At 41.3% G+C, this 17,119-nt stretch carries 18 protein-coding genes, 1 pseudogene and 1 riboswitch; of the genes and pseudogenes, 8 read left to right on the forward strand and 11 right to left on the reverse strand.

Going from position 1 to position 17,119, the window contains the following annotated elements; genetic code table 11:
- Positions 1–63 precede the first annotated feature (63 nt).
- Both FGG15_RS04835 and FGG15_RS04840 read left to right on the forward strand, forming a co-directional pair.
- Positions 64–840, forward strand: a complete 777-nt coding sequence (locus tag FGG15_RS04835; RefSeq protein ID WP_138833768.1) for a carboxypeptidase-like regulatory domain-containing protein — start codon at positions 64–66, stop codon at positions 838–840.
- 97 nt (positions 841–937) lie between these two features.
- Positions 938–2,623: an alpha-amylase family glycosyl hydrolase gene (locus FGG15_RS04840; protein WP_138833771.1), complete on the forward strand. Its 1,686-nt coding sequence runs from the start codon at positions 938–940 to the stop codon at positions 2,621–2,623.
- Here FGG15_RS04840 and FGG15_RS04845 read toward each other — a convergent pair whose 3' ends face one another.
- From FGG15_RS04845 to FGG15_RS04855, 3 genes are read right to left on the reverse strand one after another with little or no spacing between them, the layout of a single operon-like run.
- A complete protein-coding gene (locus FGG15_RS04845) occupies positions 2,624–3,001 on the reverse strand; it encodes a VOC family protein (protein WP_138833773.1) in 378 nt (125 codons plus the stop codon). It abuts the gene before it with no gap.
- Between the two features lie 4 nt (positions 3,002–3,005).
- Positions 3,006–3,533 carry an SRPBCC family protein gene (locus tag FGG15_RS04850; RefSeq protein ID WP_138833775.1) on the reverse strand — a complete coding sequence of 176 codons (528 nt, stop codon included), beginning with the start codon at positions 3,531–3,533 and terminating at the stop codon, positions 3,006–3,008.
- A gap of 40 nt (positions 3,534–3,573) precedes the next feature.
- Positions 3,574–4,227 carry a TrmH family RNA methyltransferase gene (locus FGG15_RS04855; RefSeq protein ID WP_138833777.1) on the reverse strand — a complete coding sequence of 218 codons (654 nt, stop codon included), beginning with the start codon at positions 4,225–4,227 and terminating at the stop codon, positions 3,574–3,576.
- Positions 4,228–4,272: 45 nt separating this feature from the next.
- Here FGG15_RS04855 and FGG15_RS04860 point away from each other — a divergent pair, with 45 nt between their 5' ends.
- The 3 genes from FGG15_RS04860 to purB are packed head-to-tail and all read left to right on the forward strand — an operon-like array spanning position 4,273 to position 6,937.
- The gene (locus tag FGG15_RS04860; protein ID WP_138833779.1) at positions 4,273–4,965 is read left to right on the forward strand and encodes an SIR2 family NAD-dependent protein deacylase; all 693 of its coding nucleotides are present in this window, start codon (positions 4,273–4,275) and stop codon (positions 4,963–4,965) included.
- A gap of 11 nt (positions 4,966–4,976) precedes the next feature.
- A complete protein-coding gene (locus FGG15_RS04865; protein WP_138833781.1) occupies positions 4,977–5,549 on the forward strand; it encodes an adenylosuccinate lyase in 573 nt (190 codons plus the stop codon).
- A 44-nt stretch (positions 5,550–5,593) separates the two neighbouring features.
- Complete coding sequence (gene purB / locus FGG15_RS04870; protein ID WP_138833783.1) at positions 5,594–6,937, forward strand: adenylosuccinate lyase; 1,344 nt, start codon at positions 5,594–5,596, stop codon at positions 6,935–6,937.
- A gap of 12 nt (positions 6,938–6,949) precedes the next feature.
- On the opposite strand, the pseudogene FGG15_RS04875 reads toward purB, so the two are convergent.
- From FGG15_RS04875 to FGG15_RS04900, 6 genes and pseudogenes are all read right to left on the reverse strand, one after another.
- A pseudogene (locus FGG15_RS04875) lies at positions 6,950–7,765 on the reverse strand (mechanosensitive ion channel family protein).
- Positions 7,766–7,909: 144 nt separating this feature from the next.
- Complete coding sequence (locus FGG15_RS04880) at positions 7,910–8,449, reverse strand: DUF4252 domain-containing protein (RefSeq protein ID WP_138833785.1); 540 nt, start codon at positions 8,447–8,449, stop codon at positions 7,910–7,912.
- Between the two features lie 40 nt (positions 8,450–8,489).
- The gene (locus FGG15_RS04885; RefSeq protein ID WP_138833787.1) at positions 8,490–9,032 is read right to left on the reverse strand and encodes a DUF4252 domain-containing protein; all 543 of its coding nucleotides are present in this window, start codon (positions 9,030–9,032) and stop codon (positions 8,490–8,492) included.
- A 116-nt stretch (positions 9,033–9,148) separates the two neighbouring features.
- Positions 9,149–9,688: a DUF4252 domain-containing protein gene (locus tag FGG15_RS04890; protein WP_138833788.1), complete on the reverse strand. Its 540-nt coding sequence runs from the start codon at positions 9,686–9,688 to the stop codon at positions 9,149–9,151.
- A gap of 10 nt (positions 9,689–9,698) precedes the next feature.
- Positions 9,699–10,136, reverse strand: a complete 438-nt coding sequence (locus FGG15_RS04895) for a hypothetical protein (RefSeq protein ID WP_138833790.1) — start codon at positions 10,134–10,136, stop codon at positions 9,699–9,701.
- Positions 10,123–10,632, reverse strand: a complete 510-nt coding sequence (locus FGG15_RS04900; protein WP_138833792.1) for an RNA polymerase sigma factor — start codon at positions 10,630–10,632, stop codon at positions 10,123–10,125. Before FGG15_RS04900 ends, FGG15_RS04895 begins: the two co-directional genes overlap by 14 nt.
- Before the next feature lie 211 nt (positions 10,633–10,843).
- Between FGG15_RS04900 and FGG15_RS04905 the strand changes: the two genes are divergently transcribed.
- Positions 10,844–12,310: a S41 family peptidase gene (locus FGG15_RS04905; RefSeq protein WP_138833794.1), complete on the forward strand. Its 1,467-nt coding sequence runs from the start codon at positions 10,844–10,846 to the stop codon at positions 12,308–12,310.
- Positions 12,311–12,360: 50 nt separating this feature from the next.
- Here FGG15_RS04905 and FGG15_RS04910 read toward each other — a convergent pair whose 3' ends face one another.
- Positions 12,361–13,293: an ABC transporter substrate-binding protein gene (locus tag FGG15_RS04910; RefSeq protein ID WP_138833796.1), complete on the reverse strand. Its 933-nt coding sequence runs from the start codon at positions 13,291–13,293 to the stop codon at positions 12,361–12,363.
- 19 nt (positions 13,294–13,312) lie between these two features.
- Positions 13,313–15,187, reverse strand: a complete 1,875-nt coding sequence (locus FGG15_RS04915) for a TonB-dependent receptor plug domain-containing protein (protein ID WP_138833798.1) — start codon at positions 15,185–15,187, stop codon at positions 13,313–13,315.
- A 72-nt stretch (positions 15,188–15,259) separates the two neighbouring features.
- Positions 15,260–15,482, reverse strand: a riboswitch (cobalamin riboswitch).
- 90 nt (positions 15,483–15,572) lie between these two features.
- Here FGG15_RS04915 and FGG15_RS04920 point away from each other — a divergent pair.
- Together FGG15_RS04920 and cobT are read left to right on the forward strand one after the other, a co-directional pair.
- Entirely contained in the window at positions 15,573–16,079 is a 507-nt protein-coding gene (locus FGG15_RS04920; RefSeq protein WP_138833800.1) for a bifunctional adenosylcobinamide kinase/adenosylcobinamide-phosphate guanylyltransferase, read from the forward strand.
- Complete coding sequence (gene cobT, locus FGG15_RS04925) at positions 16,076–17,119, forward strand: nicotinate-nucleotide--dimethylbenzimidazole phosphoribosyltransferase (RefSeq protein WP_237561747.1); 1,044 nt, start codon at positions 16,076–16,078, stop codon at positions 17,117–17,119. Before FGG15_RS04920 ends, cobT begins: the two co-directional genes overlap by 4 nt.

A 17,119-nucleotide genomic window follows, 5' to 3' on the forward strand; every position in this document is an offset into this window, starting at 1 on the left:
TAAATCGTGGTGGACTCCTATTTATTTTTCATTGTTTAGTACTTTTATGGCTACACAAATTGCATGAAAAGAGTTCTACTTACATTTTTCTTTCTAGTTTCTTTTATTGGTTTTTCCCAGGATACTGAAGATTCTGCTGTGGAAGGCGAGTTGAATGCTACCGTGATCAATGCCCAGAATGGATTTCCCATGGTGAGCGTGCACGTAATCAATCTGAACAAGGTGGTGGGTACCATAACGGACCAGGATGGAACGTTTACCATTCCTGCTGCGGTAAATGACACCCTCTATTTTACGTTTCTGGGGTTTAAATCGGAAAAGGTCAGGGTAACTGGCGATATGTTCAAGTTTGAGGGTACGGAAGTTGCGCTTACTGAGTTGGCCTATGCTTTGGAAGAGGTCATTGTTAGGCCCTATCAACTTACAGGTTATCTTGAGATTGATGTAAAGAATCTCCCCATTAACAATGCATACCAGTACAGTATTTCTGGATTGCAAACTAGTTATGAGGGTGGTAACAAGAGTCCAAGTGCGGTCACGAAGGTGTTGGGCGCCATTTTAAATCCCGCAGATTTACTTCGAAATCTATTTGGAAAAAAACCCAAACAAATGCGCAAGCTGCAACAGATGAAACAGGATGATGACATCCGAGATCTTTTGGCTTCCAAGTTTGATCGCGAAACCTTGACAGAACTCCTACAATTGGAAAAGGTGGATATAGAGGATATTCTTAATAATTGCAACTACTCAAGATCATTCATCAATACCGCCAACGACCTTCAAATCCTTGACGCCATTTCTAGCTGCTATGAGGAGTACAGGGTGCTTAACAGGAGGTAATTTACATCGGGACAACCTTTTCATTTCATGTTTATACGGATTAAATAAATTTTATATTTCCGCATGCATTTTATAGCTTTAGCTAAAATCCCAAAAGATGAAAAAACTACTTGCTATCATGACAGTCCTGTCTTTTTTGCTTGGTTGTAAGCAAATAAAAAAACCAGAGAAAAAAGATGATCAAGTGACCCTCGAGGTGGTTGAAAAAAAGGATGTACCCTTTATTTGGGAAGGTGCCAATGTATACTTTCTTTTAACGGATCGATTCAATATTGGCAATCCCAAAAAAGGAGTGCAATTTGATCAAACCAAGGAAAGCGCGGTTCTGAGGGGATTTGAAGGAGGTGACATCCAAGGTATTACCCAGAAAATTAAGGAAGGATATTTTACGGACTTGGGCATCAACGCCATTTGGTTCACCCCGATAGTGGAACAAATTCATGGCTCAACCAACGAAGGAACGGGCAATACCTATGGCTACCATGGATACTGGGCCAAGGACTGGACCGCCATAGATCCCAACTTTGGTACCCGAAAGGATTTGGAGAAATTGGTAAAAACAGCACATTCTAAAGGCATTCGTGTGTTGTTGGATGTAGTTTTGAACCATACAGGTCCGGTAACGGACATAGACCCCGTTTGGCCCGAGGAATGGGTAAGAACAGGTCCAAAATGCGAATTCACCACCTATGAAAATACCACGGCCTGTACATTAGTAGAAAACCTACCGGATATCTTGACTGAGTCTGATGAAGCGGTAGAACTCCCAGATGCCCTTTTGGCCAAATGGAAGGATGAAGGACGTCTAAGCCAAGAATTGGATGAACTTCAACTCTTTTTTGAACGTACAGGATATCCACGGGCTCCCCGATTTTATATTATTAAATGGTTGACAGATTACATCAACGATTTTGGGGTGGATGGCTTTCGTGTAGACACGGTAAAACACGTCAATGAAGATGCTTGGACCGATTTGTATAAAGAGGCCTCCTACGCCTTTGAAACCTGGAAGAAAAAACATCCTGACCAAGTATTGGATGACAATCCATTTTACATGGTTGGTGAGGTCTACAATTATGGGATTTCTGGAGGTCGGGAGTTTGATTTTGGAGATAAAAAAGTAGACTTTTTTGACTATGGATTCAAAAGCCTCATCAATTTTGATTTAAAGACCGATGCACACAAGGATTATGAATCAACTTTCAAAAAATACAGCAAGCTACTGAATACCAAATTGAAGGGGAAAAGTGTGCTCAACTATCTTACATCCCATGATGATGGTAGTCCATTTGACAAAGAGCGAAAGAAACCTATCTATTCGGCCAACGTGCTCTTATTGACCCCTGGAGCTTCCCAAGTTTACTACGGGGACGAAACCTCTCGTAACTTAATTGTAGACGGGACTGAAGGGGACGCCACCCTCCGCTCCTTTATGAATTGGCAAGAACTGGACAGTATACCAGAAATTCAAAAAATTCACAAGCATTGGCAAAAGTTGGGTCAGTTTAGAAGAAATCACCCTTCTATTGGTGCCGGAAAACACAAAAGGTTGGCAAAGAAGCCTTACGTATTCTCAAGAACATATATGGACGGGGATTACAAGGACAAAGTAGTCGTTGGTCTAGATTTACCCAAAGGAAAAAAATCCCTATGGGTCAAAGGTTTTTTTGGCGATGGTACTATTTTGTACGATACCTACTCTGAAACCGAGGTCACCGTGGCCAAGGGGAAGGTACTCTTGGACAATGAATTCGACATTGCTTTACTGGAACTGGCCGAGTAGTCAGTTTCTGGAATGCAAGGCAACCCTGTTGCCCTCGGAATCTACAAACACCCCCATATAACCCACTTCAGGGCTAATTTGGGTTTTGCCTCGTTGTATTTTACCTCCAGCAGCTTCTACCCTATCCAATTCATGCTGTACATCTACACTTGAAAAGTAAATTAACACGCCGTCGGTACTGCTCGGTTTATAACTTTCATGCTGAATAAGGGAACCGTTGGCGCCTGGCTTTCCTTCAGCCCAGGGAAACCAACCCATAAGGGTTCCTCCAAAATCCTGCACTTGAATATCAATTTGGAAAACTTGGTCGTAAAAAGCCTTGGCCCGATCCATGTTGGTCACCGGGACCTCAAACCAACCAACTATATTTTGTTCCATAGTCCTATTTCTCTAGAAGACCTTTTAAGCTGGACAAGCCATCCTCAAAATCGCCGCCTACAGCCTTGTCCATATTCATGAACAACATCATAATACTAACAGGGAATTTATTTTTTCCTGAAAATCCCCAAGTAACCTTGGTGCCGCCGTTCGGCGCATCCTCTGTTACCAAATACGCATCTGATGTGGATTTCCAAGGTTTCAAAAATCGTAGCTCGGACTCAATGCGTTCCCCATCCACAATTTTCTTGATTTCTTGCTCTCCTTCACCAACATCCTTGTTTCCGTTCCAATAACTGGTAGCCCCTACTTGCCCATCAGTGCCGGTAAATTTCTTTTCCATGTTGGGGTCCTTTTTACCCCATGGCGACCATTCGTCGTGATTTTTCAAATACCTTAAATTATCAAAGACAACGGCTCTGGGTTGGTCAATTTCAATAGATCTTGAAACGTTGTAGCTCTTTGGCGCAATTAAGGCCAAAATAATGATGAGAAGGACGATTCCTCCTAGAATGTAGAGTAGTGTGGTCATGTTGTTTTTAATTTGGTTACCCTACAAAATACAAAAAACTTTATTTGCCTTGATACCTCCCGATGATTCCTTCCACATTCTTAATGGATTTTTTGGCCCAATCCAGTCGTTTATCCAAAATTTCAATGTCTGAAAGTTGCCAATCATGGGTAGAATTTCTGAGCTGCTGCGTCAGTTCTTGGATAATGATAGCAGCAGAAACCGAAATGTTCAAACTTTCGGAAAAGCCAACCATGGGAATTTTCAGGAAACCATCTGCTTTTTGCATGACTTCCTCACTCAAACCTTCTTTTTCGGTTCCAAAAAAAAGAGCGGTTTTGACATTCAATTTGAAATCGTGCATGAAACTTGAGCCGTGATGGGGAGTTGTGGCAATGATTTGATATCCTTGACTCTTGAGTTCCGAAATACAATCCGAAGTTGTTTGATATCGATAAACATCTACCCACTGTTCCGCACCCATAGCAATGTTCTTGTCCAATCGTTGGCTAAACCGGTCTTCTACTACATGTACTTCTTGGATTCCAAAGGCATCACAACTTCTAATTACAGCGCTGGTATTGTGCAGTTGGAATACATCTTCAATGGCTACGGTTAAATATTTGGTTCGGTGCTTCAACACGTCTAAAAACCGTTGCTTTCTGCCCTCGGTCAGATAGGTTTCCAAATATGTCAACAAATCGTTGTCAAACATGCAGGACAAGATAGCGAAAAATGAATTTCATATTTTTAGGGCGATATGGGCAAAAAACGAAAAATTGTAGTATTGACCGGGGCCGGAATGAGCGCCGAAAGTGGACTAAGGACCTTTAGGGATTCCAATGGTTTGTGGGAAGGGCATGACGTTATGGAAGTTGCTTCTCCCCAAGGTTTTTATCGTAATCCGGAATTGGTTCTCGAATTTTATAACCAGCGGCGAAGACAGCTTTTGGAAGTATCCCCCAATGCGGGTCATATCGCCTTGGCAGCATTAGAGAAGGAATTTGATGTGAGTATCGTAACCCAAAATGTTGATAATCTCCATGAGCAAGCCGGAAGTTGCCATGTGGTGCATTTGCATGGGGAGCTTTTAAAGGTTCGAAGTACAGCAGATGAAAGCTACGTGCTGGAATGGAAGAAAGACCTGGTATTGGGAGATTTGGACAACAATGGAAATCAATTACGTCCCCATATAGTTTGGTTTGGCGAAATGGTTCCGATGCTGCAAACAGCAGTGGAAATTACGGTTCAGGCAGATATCTTGATTGTCATTGGAACGTCAATGCAGGTATATCCAGCTGCCAGTTTGATCAACTATGTAGCCAGGGACACTCCCATTTATTTTATAGACCCAAAACCCAGTGTGAATCCTAGGGAATTTGAGAATTTAACGGTGATGTCCATGACAGCTACTGAAGGGGTTCCAGCTTTGGTTGCTGAGTTAACAAGCTAAAAACCTGTTCGTTGACCGCAAGAGAATTACATATAGCACTGAATTCCGGAAGATTGTCCAAAACAAATATTGATGGTTTGGTTGCCGAGTTATCTGTTCTTCCAGAGCGCACTGGAGACCTATTGCAAGAAGTTTTTGAACAAGATCCTACGGATTCTTTCAACGCCAGTTGGGTTTTTGACCATTTAATGCGAAAAAAACTGGTGTATCTTTTACCATACCTGGATGAATTCACTGGTGGATTGTCCAAGCTTTCCAATGAATCGGGAATTCGCCCTATGGCCCATGTGTGTGAACTCCTGTGCGAAGCGTATTTTAAAAGGAAGGATGCAACTTTTGTCAAAAACATAACCGTGGAACATTTGGAGAAAATAATGACCGCTTGTTTTGACTGGTTTATTGGGGAACACAAAGTTGCCGCCAAGGTGTTTGCCATGAGCAGTCTTTTTTATCTGGGTAACAAATTTGATTGGGTTCACCCTGAACTTAGAATGATATTGGAAGATACCATTGCTCAAGGTACCGCGGGGTACAAGAACAGAGCGAAAAAAACCTTGGACAAGCTCACCGTTTTAGGCCACTAAACTCTAAGAGTTTAAGTATCTTTGCTCCTTTCTAAATCCAAGCCATGTCATTGAATCCACTCAACGCCATTTCACCTATAGATGGTAGATACCGCAATAAAACCGAAGCCTTTGGGGCTTATTTCTCTGAGGAAGCCTTGATCAAGTATCGGGTTCAGGTTGAAATTGGATATTTTATCGCCCTTTGTGAAATTCCTTTGCCACAATTAGGGGATTTTGACTCTTCCAAGTTTTCCGATTTACAGAAAATTTATCAAAATTTTTCTGCCGAAGATGCCTTGTCCATCAAGGAAATTGAGAAAACCACCAACCATGATGTAAAGGCGGTTGAGTATTTCATCAAACAAAAATTTGACGCCTTGGGCTTGGAAAAATACAAAGAGTTTATCCATTTTGGATTGACTTCCCAAGACATCAACAATACGGCTATTCCACTTTCCATAAAGGAGGCCATGAATGAGGTATATGTACCGCTGTATTTTGAAGTATTTGAAAAATTAAAGGCTTTGGCAGCCGAATGGGCAGAAATTCCCATGTTGGCCAGAACCCACGGACAACCAGCTTCCCCAACCCGATTGGGCAAGGAAATCGATGTTTTTGTAGAGCGATTGAAGGAACAGTTCAATTTATTGAACGATATCCCAAGTGCCGCCAAATTTGGCGGTGCCACAGGGAATTATAATGCTCACAAAGTAGCCTATCCCAATACAGATTGGAAGGCTTTTGGACAACAGTTTGTGCAAGAAAAATTGGGCCTTTACCACTCCTTTCCCACCACACAAATTGAGCACTACGATCATATGGCCGCTTTGTTCGATTGCCTAAAGCGAATTAATACCATTTATATTGATTTCAATCGAGATGTTTGGACATATATCTCTATGGATTACTTCAAACAAAAAATCAAAAAGGGAGAAGTTGGCTCTTCGGCCATGCCCCATAAGGTAAACCCGATAGATTTTGAAAATTCTGAAGGGAATTTGGGCATTGCCAATGCGATTTTTGAGCATTTATCTGCCAAATTACCGGTTTCGCGACTCCAACGGGACCTTACAGATAGTACCGTACTACGAAATGTGGGGGTGCCTTTTGCACATACCCATGTGGCCTTGCAATCCACACTAAAAGGTTTGAACAAGTTGGTCTTGAATGCGGCCAAGTTTGAACAAGATTTGGAGGATAATTGGGCGGTAGTTGCAGAGGCCATCCAGACCATTTTAAGGCGCGAAGGCTATCCCAATCCCTATGAAGCCTTAAAGGGACTTACCCGAACCAATGAGAAAATTACCCAAAAATCCATTGCAGATTTTATAGATACCTTGAAGGTTTCAGCTGAAATCAAAAGTGAGCTCAAAAAAATAACCCCAGCAAATTATACTGGGGTTTAAGACGTTAAGCGGTTATGCCTGTTTATGTATTTCCACTTGATGCGGGTATGGAATTTCTATTCCAGCCTCATCCAAGGCCAATTTGCAATTCTCTTACGTAGAGAAATAGACGTCCCAATAATCTTCAGGCCTGCAGTAAGGGCGTACCGCAAAATTGACTGAGCTATCCGCTAATTCCATCACATTAACATAGGGTGCGGGGTCTTGAAGCACCTGGGGATTGGACGTAAGCACGTTCAGCAACACGTCTTTAGTTCTTTTAATATCCTCTCCGTAGCCTACTCCTACCACGGTATCTACCCGTATTTTCCCCTCGGCGGTATAATTGACAATATTACCATTGGCCATTGCTCCATTGGGTACTATGGCAAGCTTATTTTCGGGTGTTATGAGTTTAGTGGTAAAAATCTCAACTTCCTTTACCACTCCCAGTTCACCCTGGGCTTCAATTAAATCGCCTATGCGATACGGCTTAAAAATCATTAACAAAACCCCGCCAGCAAAATTGGAGAGGGAACCCTGAAGCGCCAGACCAACGGCCAAACCAGCTGCTGCAATTACGGCGGCAAAGGTGGTTACATCAACTCCAAGTCGTGAAATAACGATGATAATCAAAAATACCTTAAGGGACCACGAAATAAGATTCAACAAAAACTTTTGGAGGGATTCCTCGTACTTGCTTTTGGCCATGACTTTCCTTGTTGCCGAAATTATTTTTTTGATAACCCACGAACCAACAATATAAATGAGGATCGCGGTAATCAACTTGGGACCAAACTCTTTGGCCAATTCTAGGCCATAGTTCATCCATTCTTGTGCTTTTTCCATAAGTTCCAATTGATTTTGTTAGTGTTCCATGTGTGAGACACTAAGATAGGAAGAAGGTCACTAAATTCATCTTATCAAATCCTATTGCATAAAAAATCCCGATAGCTTTGCTGTCGGGACCAAGTTTTTTGATTGACGTTTGTGTTATCCTTTTAAGAACTCCCCTATTTCGCCAAGTCCTTCTCCTTTGTAATCTGATTTTTGGATGGCCTGCATCAATTGAACGATATGGGCCGGGTTCATGTCCTTGCCCAAAACACGAACCAATGCAAATCCTTTGTCCTTACTGTCACCATAGATAATAACCTCATCAATGGCATCCTCTTCACCAATGTATTTAATGACTCCTTTGCCATACTGCGAATTGATTTTCATCAACTCCACAAAGTGGTCCCCTTTCAAAATCTCCTTGACTTTGGTTTTTTCGGCCTTGTACTCAGCCACATTGTCTGAAGTCTTTTTAAATGCCAGTAGATTGAACTTACGCAGGGATTCAACGGCCTCACTTTGGGTTTCCGTCAAATCCACCCCATCCATTTTCAAGATGCTCGCTGGCACATCAATAGCGATAAAATTGGGGTTTTCTGAATTGTCCACATAGTATTCCTGTAAACTTTGTTGGGAGGAACAAGACGTCAGTAAAACTGCTCCTGCCACCGCCAAACTTTTAATTATATTTTTCATTTGTTCTTTTTTGAATGATTTAAAAACCAATCCGCGAATACTAATGCTCATCCAATTTACGTAGCCCTTTATGCAATTTCATTCTCTTGCTCAAAGAACCAACTTTGGTCAAATCAATATCCCCGGTCATGGTCAATAGGACAGTTTCAAAATTACGTCCATGTTTACGGCCGTGTTTGTCCTCAATTCCCGTAACGAACATAAGCAGTTCCGCTACATGATCGTCATCCTTTCCATTTCTAATATAGAAATTTACATGGGTGTCCCCATCTTTCACCTTCATAAGCTCTTCCAATTTAGATGACCTCACATACTTTTTCATTGTTGCTGACATATCTGCCGAAGCACCCTCGTCCTCAGACATAAAAACTTTGATACGGTTAACACTATTGGCCACCTCTATAAGCTCTTGTGTGTCCTCATCCTCATCATGTGCCATCATTGTGGCTACAAGATTCAACATGCCTTTATTGATGGTTACCGTACCAATGTGGTCCGAGTCTTCAAATTTATCAAATATGGATTGGGAAACGCCCAGGTATGGCAATGCAAATGCCATTAATAATATACTTAGTTTTTTCATGACTGTTGTTTTGTTTTTTTATGATTGATGTTTTTTGGTTGACAGCTTACAGCTATAAGCCAACTGATTTGATGTTATCCATTTGAAGCTTAAGGCTGTAGACTGTTAACCGAGTACTATTCTTGTTTTCCTGCTTTGTTCAACTCTTTGGGCAAGTTCATCTTGTTGGTCAATGAGTTGATTTTATTCAAATCAATATCTCCAGTTAAGGAAAGTAGCACTGTTTCAAACTTTCTGCCATCCGCCTCAATTTCCTTCAATCCGGTCACGAACATTAAAAGTTCGCTTACATGATCATCATCCTTTCCTTGCTTGATGTAGAATTTTACATTGGCATCCTTATCCTTTACCCGCATCAACTCTTCCATGGTAGCAGATTTTAGGTATTTCTGTACCGAAGATTTCATGTCGGCTCCAATCTCTTTGTTATCGGTAGTAAATACCTTCAAACTCTTTAAACTACTGGCGATGTCCATAAAATCTTGAGCTTCTGGGTCATCCACCTCTACATCTATCTTGGCCAGCAAATTGAACATGCTCTTATTGACCACCACCGAAGTGACTTCATCCAAATCCTCAAATCGGTCAAATAGGGATTGGGAAAAGCTTGTTAGGGGAACTACCGCCATTAATAAAATTAAAATATTGCGCTTCATCGTTTCTGTTTTAATCGTTGTTGTAAATTTTTTGTTTTGCGACTTCAAACTCTTGTAAATAGGCCACTTTCTCTGTGCCTTTTCCAAAATTCTCCGCTAGGAGTTCAAAAGCCTTTTTTGTTTCTTGATAGGCATATGCAGCCCGTTCGCGCTCTTCTTTCTCGCGCTCAATTTGGTATAGATTACCAAAATAGATACCAAAGGTTAAAACAACCACTGCCGCAACGGATAGCCACTTGTAGTAATTTCTTCTAGGTTTTAGTGGAACCTGCTTGGTGTACCGTTCTTCCTTGGCGATGGAAAAATAGTTGAACATAGGCCTATACTGCTCCAAATGGGAAGCAATCTCCTTTTGGGAAAAATAAGCCTGTAATGTTTGCTCCTCAGCTACCGTAGTGGTGGCCTCAAAGTACTTTTCCAATAATTTTTCTATGTTATCCAATTCCATAGCTATGTTTTTTAATCAATTCTTGTCGTACTGCTTTTCTTGCTCTTGAGAGGGTCACGCGGACTGCCGTGGGTTTCATATCCAAGAGTTCGCATATTTCCTCAAATTCGTATTGCTCCACGTCACGTAGCTGCAATACCATTTTTTGCTGTTCCGGCAATTCTTCCATGATGCGCTCCATCCAGCGAACACTATCCTCTGCTTCCAATTGCGTTTGCAGAGAGGTCTTTTCGTCCTGATAGTTACTGTGCACCAACTTTAAATTGCTGGCTTGTTTGGATTTTAATCGGTCCAAACAAAAATTCTTGGTCATGGTCATGGCAAAGGCCTCTACATTTTTGTACTCTCCCATGGACTCGTTCTTTGACCAGAGTTTTAGCAAAATTTCCTGTGTGGCATCCTCCGCTTCTTCCTTGGAGACCAATAGGCGCTTAGCCAATCGGTATAGCTTGTCTTTAAAGGGCATAACCACGTTTAAAAATTCAGCTTGTTTCATTCGGTTTTTATAGTTGTTGCAAGCTTTCTAAATTGCCTACATTATCACGACGACACATATCGAAAATTGTTACAAAAAATTTGCAGTCTCCTCCTAAGTGGCTATTTTGTAGCATATTTTGCTGTAAGAAATTAGGAATTAATTCTACAAATTCAATATGCCTCAAAGATTATTGTGGAATGATAATTGATGAATTTTACCAAAATTAGCTATGAAAAAACTCCTGTATTTATTTATTGGGCTTGGTTTGTTACTTGGCAGTTGCAAAAGTGATGACAACGGCATCGACAATCCAAACGACCCAAACAATCCCACCAATGATAATTTAGACGCCCAGGCCTTTATGTGGAATGCCTTGAACCTTTGGTATTTTTGGCAAGCAGATGTAGATGTATTGGCAGATGATAGGTTTGCCAATGATCAGGAATTCACAGAATTTCTGGAAGAACATCCAAATCCTTCAGATTTATATTTCAACACCTTGCTGTTCTCGGAAGATAGATTCAGTTTCTTGAATGAGAATTATGAGGAATTGGTCAATAATCTTTCCGGCGTTTCCAAAAGCAACGGATTGGAATTTGGGCTTGTCCGTTTTTCCGAAGGCAACGGTCTCTTTGGATATGTGCAATACATTGTCCCCAATTCCGATGCGTCAACAACCGATATTAAAAGAGGAGACATTTTCACTCGGGTAGATGGCACAGCCATAACTTTGGATAACTATGTAGACCTCCTGTTTGGTGATAACGATACCTATACCCTGACCCTGGCTGACATCAACGGAACAGAAATCACGGACAACGGTACAGAAATTGAACTCACCAAGATTGCCAACCAGGTGGAGGACCCCATTTTGGTGGCCGAAACCCTGGATATCAACGGAACCAAAATTGCGTATTTGATGTACAATCGGTTTTTAAGCAACTTCAATGAGGAACTTAATGCGGCTTTTGGGCAGTTTGTTGCCGATGGAGCCACAGAATTGGTTTTGGATATGCGATATAATCCCGGGGGCTCTGTGAACACCTCCCGCCTTTTGGCCAGTATGATTTACGGGACTCACACCAACGATTTGTATATAAGACAGCGCTGGAACAGCAAAATACAAGGGCAATTGAGCAACGAACAACTCGAAGATTATTTTGCCAGCAGTACGGGATCCACCGCGATAAACACCTTGAATCTTAGCACCGTTTATGTACTTGCCACCAACAGCTCCGCATCTGCCAGTGAACTGGTTATGAACGGATTGGCGCCCTATGTGGATGTAGTACATATTGGAGAAACAACAAGAGGCAAAAACGAGTTTTCAATTACCTTGGTGGATGATGTGGACAACTCCTATATTTATAACAGCGATCGTGAGAGCCAAATTAATCCTGACAATAGCTGGGGAATTCAACCTTTGGTAGGTAGAAACGAAAATGCGGATGGGTTTTTCGATTATACCGATGGATTGGCCCCTAATATTCTGTTAGAGGAAGATTTGGAAAATTTGGGCGTACTTGGCGACCCTACCGAGCCCTTGCTTGCTAGGGCCATTGCAGAAATAACCGGAATTAGCAGCAAAAAATCCCACTCCGTGCAGATGCCCGCCAAAGCCTTTACCGGGTCGCGAATAGAGACTCCTTTACGGGACAACATGTACTTGGACAAACCTTTACACCTTAATAGATAAAAGAAAAGCGGCTATAAGCCGCTTTTTTATTTTACATTGAATTCTACAACTCAAACATGTTGCAGATCAAGATGCATAAATTTCTTGGTCAGACGTTCAGGTATTTGAACTGCATCTGGATGAAACAAACCAGCCAACAATTCGATCCCATCGACCAAAGTGTTGGCCGAGGATTGGGTGAACATGTCAAAGTCAGCTATAAAGACTTTGTTTTCTTTCACCGCTTTTAAATCGTTCCATCCTCTTTTGTTGGTTAAAATGTGCATCTCCTCCTGGGTTCGTTTCACGCTAAATCCGCAGGGTGCTATGACCAAAATCTCAGGATTGTACTTCAAAATCTTTTCCCATGGGGTAACGACACTGTCGCCTGATGGATTGGAAAGCATATCAATGCCACCTGCATATCCAATTTGATGCGGAATCCAATGTCCGCAATTAAAAATAGGGTCCAACCATTCCATCAACATAATTCGTTTGGGTAATGCCCTGGATGCTCTTAATTGATCTACTACATCATCAATCCGCTTGCGTAAGCTTTCTAAATAAGCATAAGCAACTTCTTCCTTACCTAGGGCTTTTGCAATGGTAACTGCCGATTCAAAAACATCTTCCAAGGATTCTGGGCTGATGGAAATCAGCTCAGGTTGTTTATCCAATTTGGCAACGGCAGCCGCGGTGCATGCCGTATCTATTTGGCAGATGTCACACATATCTTGGGTAAAGATGATATCTGGTGCAATCTGTTCCAACAACGGCTCATCCACATAATATAAATCCTTTCCTTGATGCTTGCTTGCCGAAAAAAGCGCATCTATTTCTATACTGGACAGATTTTTTCCTTCAAGTACACAGCGTACCACTGGTTTTTTCTCTTTCAAAGCTTGTTCAGGGCATTCAAAAGTGATACCATGCAAATGTCCATCCAGTCCCATATCGTAGAGCATTTGGGTCACTGCAGGCATAAAGGAACAGACTTTCAACATGCTGTTGGAATTAATGGATTTAAAAATTTAGATTCATCCCAATCCTATAATTTCTTCCTCTGGTGCTAAAACCCAAGGTCTCTTGGAAATCCTCATTGAGAAGGTTGTCCACATTAAAAAACAATTTCAATTTTTTCGGTAACAACTCATGACCAACGTATAAATCTACTAAAGAAAAAGCTTCTAAAGGAACATCTACAGAAGGAAATACGCTAAAATCGGTATCCGAGCGCTCACCTGTATATGCATATGCCACGCTTGCATTAGTACGTTTTGAAAAACTATAGGCTGCCAAAACATTAAGCTTATGTTTTGGAATTCGAATTGCGTTATCACCTTGTCTTTCTGTAAACGTATAGTTAGCATCAAATCTTAGGTCATCCACCGGAATCCATTGCAATTCAACTTCCACTCCCTTGGCATCTATGGTGTTCTCCGCATTTAAAAATCCGAAAGTGGTATTGTCAAAAAACACAAAATTCTCTTCTTTCCTATTGAAGTATAAGACACTTGTACGGAACTTATTGGTAATGCTATATTCCAAACCGCCCTCAATAGTTCGGTCATCTTCAGGCAATAAATCGGGGTTTGGGCCAAAATTGCCAAAAAGTTGGTTCAATGAGGGGGTAATGTAGGATGTAGCATAAGAGCCAAGAATTTTTGCATATCCAGAATCTGTTTTGATCGTGTAAGAAGGGTTTATGTTGTAAATGAAGTTACTACCATATTCGGAATGGTTATTTAAACGAGCTCCAGCATTCACGTTCAACCCAAAATCAGAAACATAAACTACGTTGGCGTATGGATCGGTAATGGTAAAGTTTTTCTCTTCATCCAATACAATTTCATTTTTGATATAGTTCAGACCAACTATGGTATAAAAAGCATTGTTGAAATTGATTTTGTTGTAAATATCAGCCACGTAGTTATGCGATTCGAAGGTGCCACCAAAAGCGCTTATACTTTCTGAGTCGTAGGTAGAATAGGCCCCGTTTGCGTGTATGGATCCCGGCCCATATTTAAAATTGGTGGAAAAACCGAATCTATTTTGTTCTGTGTTGAAAACATAATCAGCATCCAAAAACCCAAAAGATTCGTCAAATTCAAATTCGGTCTTGCTGTGATTTCCAAAAACACTTATGTCCAAAGCGTTTGTAATTTGATAACCCAAACGTACATTGGTATTTATCCTAGAAAAACTGTCTTCCTCATTTTCGGGGGTGATGACCGCCGAAATTCCATTGGTATAGGTATTGGAAAAATTGGCCGAATAGGTAAATTTCTTCAGTGTTCCGTTTATAGCAGCATTGTTGGAAAAGTCAGCTATTGTATTTCTTTGCTCTTCCGAAGTCTGGTTGGTCCCCATACTCGATTGGAAATTTGCAGCTATTCCGGCCTTTGAGGGCTTTTTGGAGGTAATATTGATGACAGCTGTGGCCGCGTTGGTCCCATATAAAGTACTTGCTGCACCTTTTATGATCTCTATGGATTCGATATTGGCCGTGGAAAGCAGCCTGAGGTCATATTCCGAAGAAAATGAGGAGGGGTCAGATACTTGAACCCCATCAATTATGACCAAAACCTGACGTCCTCTACCACCCCGGACATAATTGCCGAGGATAACCCCATTCCTACCTCTACTTCCATTAATTTCAATACCACTTTTGGTGTTGATAATCTGGGAAATGGTCTTCCCTTGATTCCGCTCTAATTCTTCTGAGGTAATCTTGATTACCGTTTTACCAGAATTCTCACGTTTCAATGCAAAACGCGAATCCGTGACCACTACTTCTTGCAACTGATTTACTTCGGTAGAGTCTTGTTGCACTTCTTGCGCGGCCAGCACATTACCTACCAAAAAGGTGGCACATAATCTTAAATAATTTTTGTTCATTTCGTTTAAGTGAATAAACGGGAGTATAGTATGTCTGTACCCATACGTAAACTTTTATCCCGAAAGTTTAACATTGTTTGTTTGAATCTGGCAGGTCTCCTGACTTGTCTTATGCTGCTCAACCTTCCCACCCGTTGGGCAGTGGTTTTTGAAGAAAACAGCATCTCATTTACATAAGGTGCCAAAACAAAATTGACACAGACTTACAGTTGCGGGAACAGTTTCGGATTTGCACCGAATTCCCTTTTAATCATATAAATCAAAACTTATATGAACCAAAATTCTTGGCGAAAGTATACATTTTGTTTAATCTTTTTATATAAATTTTCTACAATTGCTGAAAATAACTAATATTTGCACACGTCATCTCCAAAACTCCAAAGGCATGATTTATTACATAACGGGCGGTGAACGTTCCGGAAAAAGTGGCCATGCCCAACAATTGGCGTTACAATTGTCCAACACCCCAAAGTATCTCGCAACATCCCGAATTTGGGATAAAGACTTCCAAAAACGTGTGGATAGACATAAAAATGATAGGGATGAGCGTTGGACGTCAATCGAGGAAGAAAAAGAATTAAGTGCTGTTGTTAAAGAATCGGATACTGTTGTAATTGATTGCGTAACCTTATGGCTGACCAATTTTTTTGTGGATACCAAAAATGACCTTGAAAAATCGCTGAAATTGGCTAAGGACGAGTTTAATAAGCTTATTGATATCAGTGCCAACATTATAATTATATCCAATGAGATAGGGATGGGCGTCCATGCCTCAACAGAAGTAGGTAGAAAGTTTACTGAGCTTCAAGGTTTTATGAACCAACACATAGCCCATAATGCTGACATTGCCATTTTAATGGTTTCCGGAATCCCCGTAAAAATCAAACCTTGAACAGAATACAATTCAATATTACCCCTTTAAGCGACTCCATTGTCCAATCTATTAAACATAAAATAGATTCAAAAACAAAACCTCTGGGTGCTCTGGGTATGTTGGAAACCATTGCCCTAAAAGTCGCCAGAATTCAAGAAACCGATAGCCCAAGTCTTAAAAATCCAACCTTGGTTGTCTTCGCTGGCGATCATGGAATAGCCAAAGAGGGTCAGGTAAATCCTTACCCCCAGTCCGTCACAGCCCAAATGGTCTATAATTTTTTAGAAGGGGGCGCAGCAATCAATTCCTTTTGCAAACAAAATAGCATCGATTTGAAAATTGTGGACGCTGGTGTCAATCATAATTTTAAAAACGCTCCTGGCTTAATTGATGCCAAAATTGAATATGGCACCCGAAATTACCAGCAAGGACCTGCTATGCAGTTAGACCAAGGTTATGCAGCAATTGCAAAAGGGGCCACTATCGTTTCCACTATTTATAAAACAGGTTGCAATTGTATTGGTTTTGGTGAGATGGGTATAGGTAACACATCTTCTGCGGCACTCCTTATGGCGGCTTTCACGGGCATCCCAATTAAAGATTGCGTTGGTGCCGGAACTGGATTGTCAAGTTCTGGTATAGCACAAAAAAAGGAAATTCTTGCTAGGGTCTTTAAGGGTTGTACCGCTACATCGCCCATAGAAAAATTGGCATATTTTGGTGGTTTCGAGATAGCTATGATGACCGGGGCTTTCTTAAGGGCAGCTGAACTAAAAATGACTGTGCTGGTCGACGGGTTTATTGCGTCATCGGCATTATTGGTTGCCCATGCACTTCACAAAAATGTCTTGGACTATTGCATTTTCATGCATAATTCTGGGGAACAGGGTCATCACAAAATTTTGGAATACTTCCGGCAAAATGCCATTCTAGACCTAGGGATGCGCTTGGGTGAAGGTACAGGCGCAGCCGTCGCATTTCCCATCCTACAATCGGCCATAGGATTTCTCAACGACATGGCCAGCTTTGAAACGGCCCAAATCGATAATCCCATGTAA

This window comes from Flagellimonas algicola, from assembly GCF_005937185.1.
GTDB lineage: Bacteria > Bacteroidota > Bacteroidia > Flavobacteriales > Flavobacteriaceae > Flagellimonas > Flagellimonas algicola.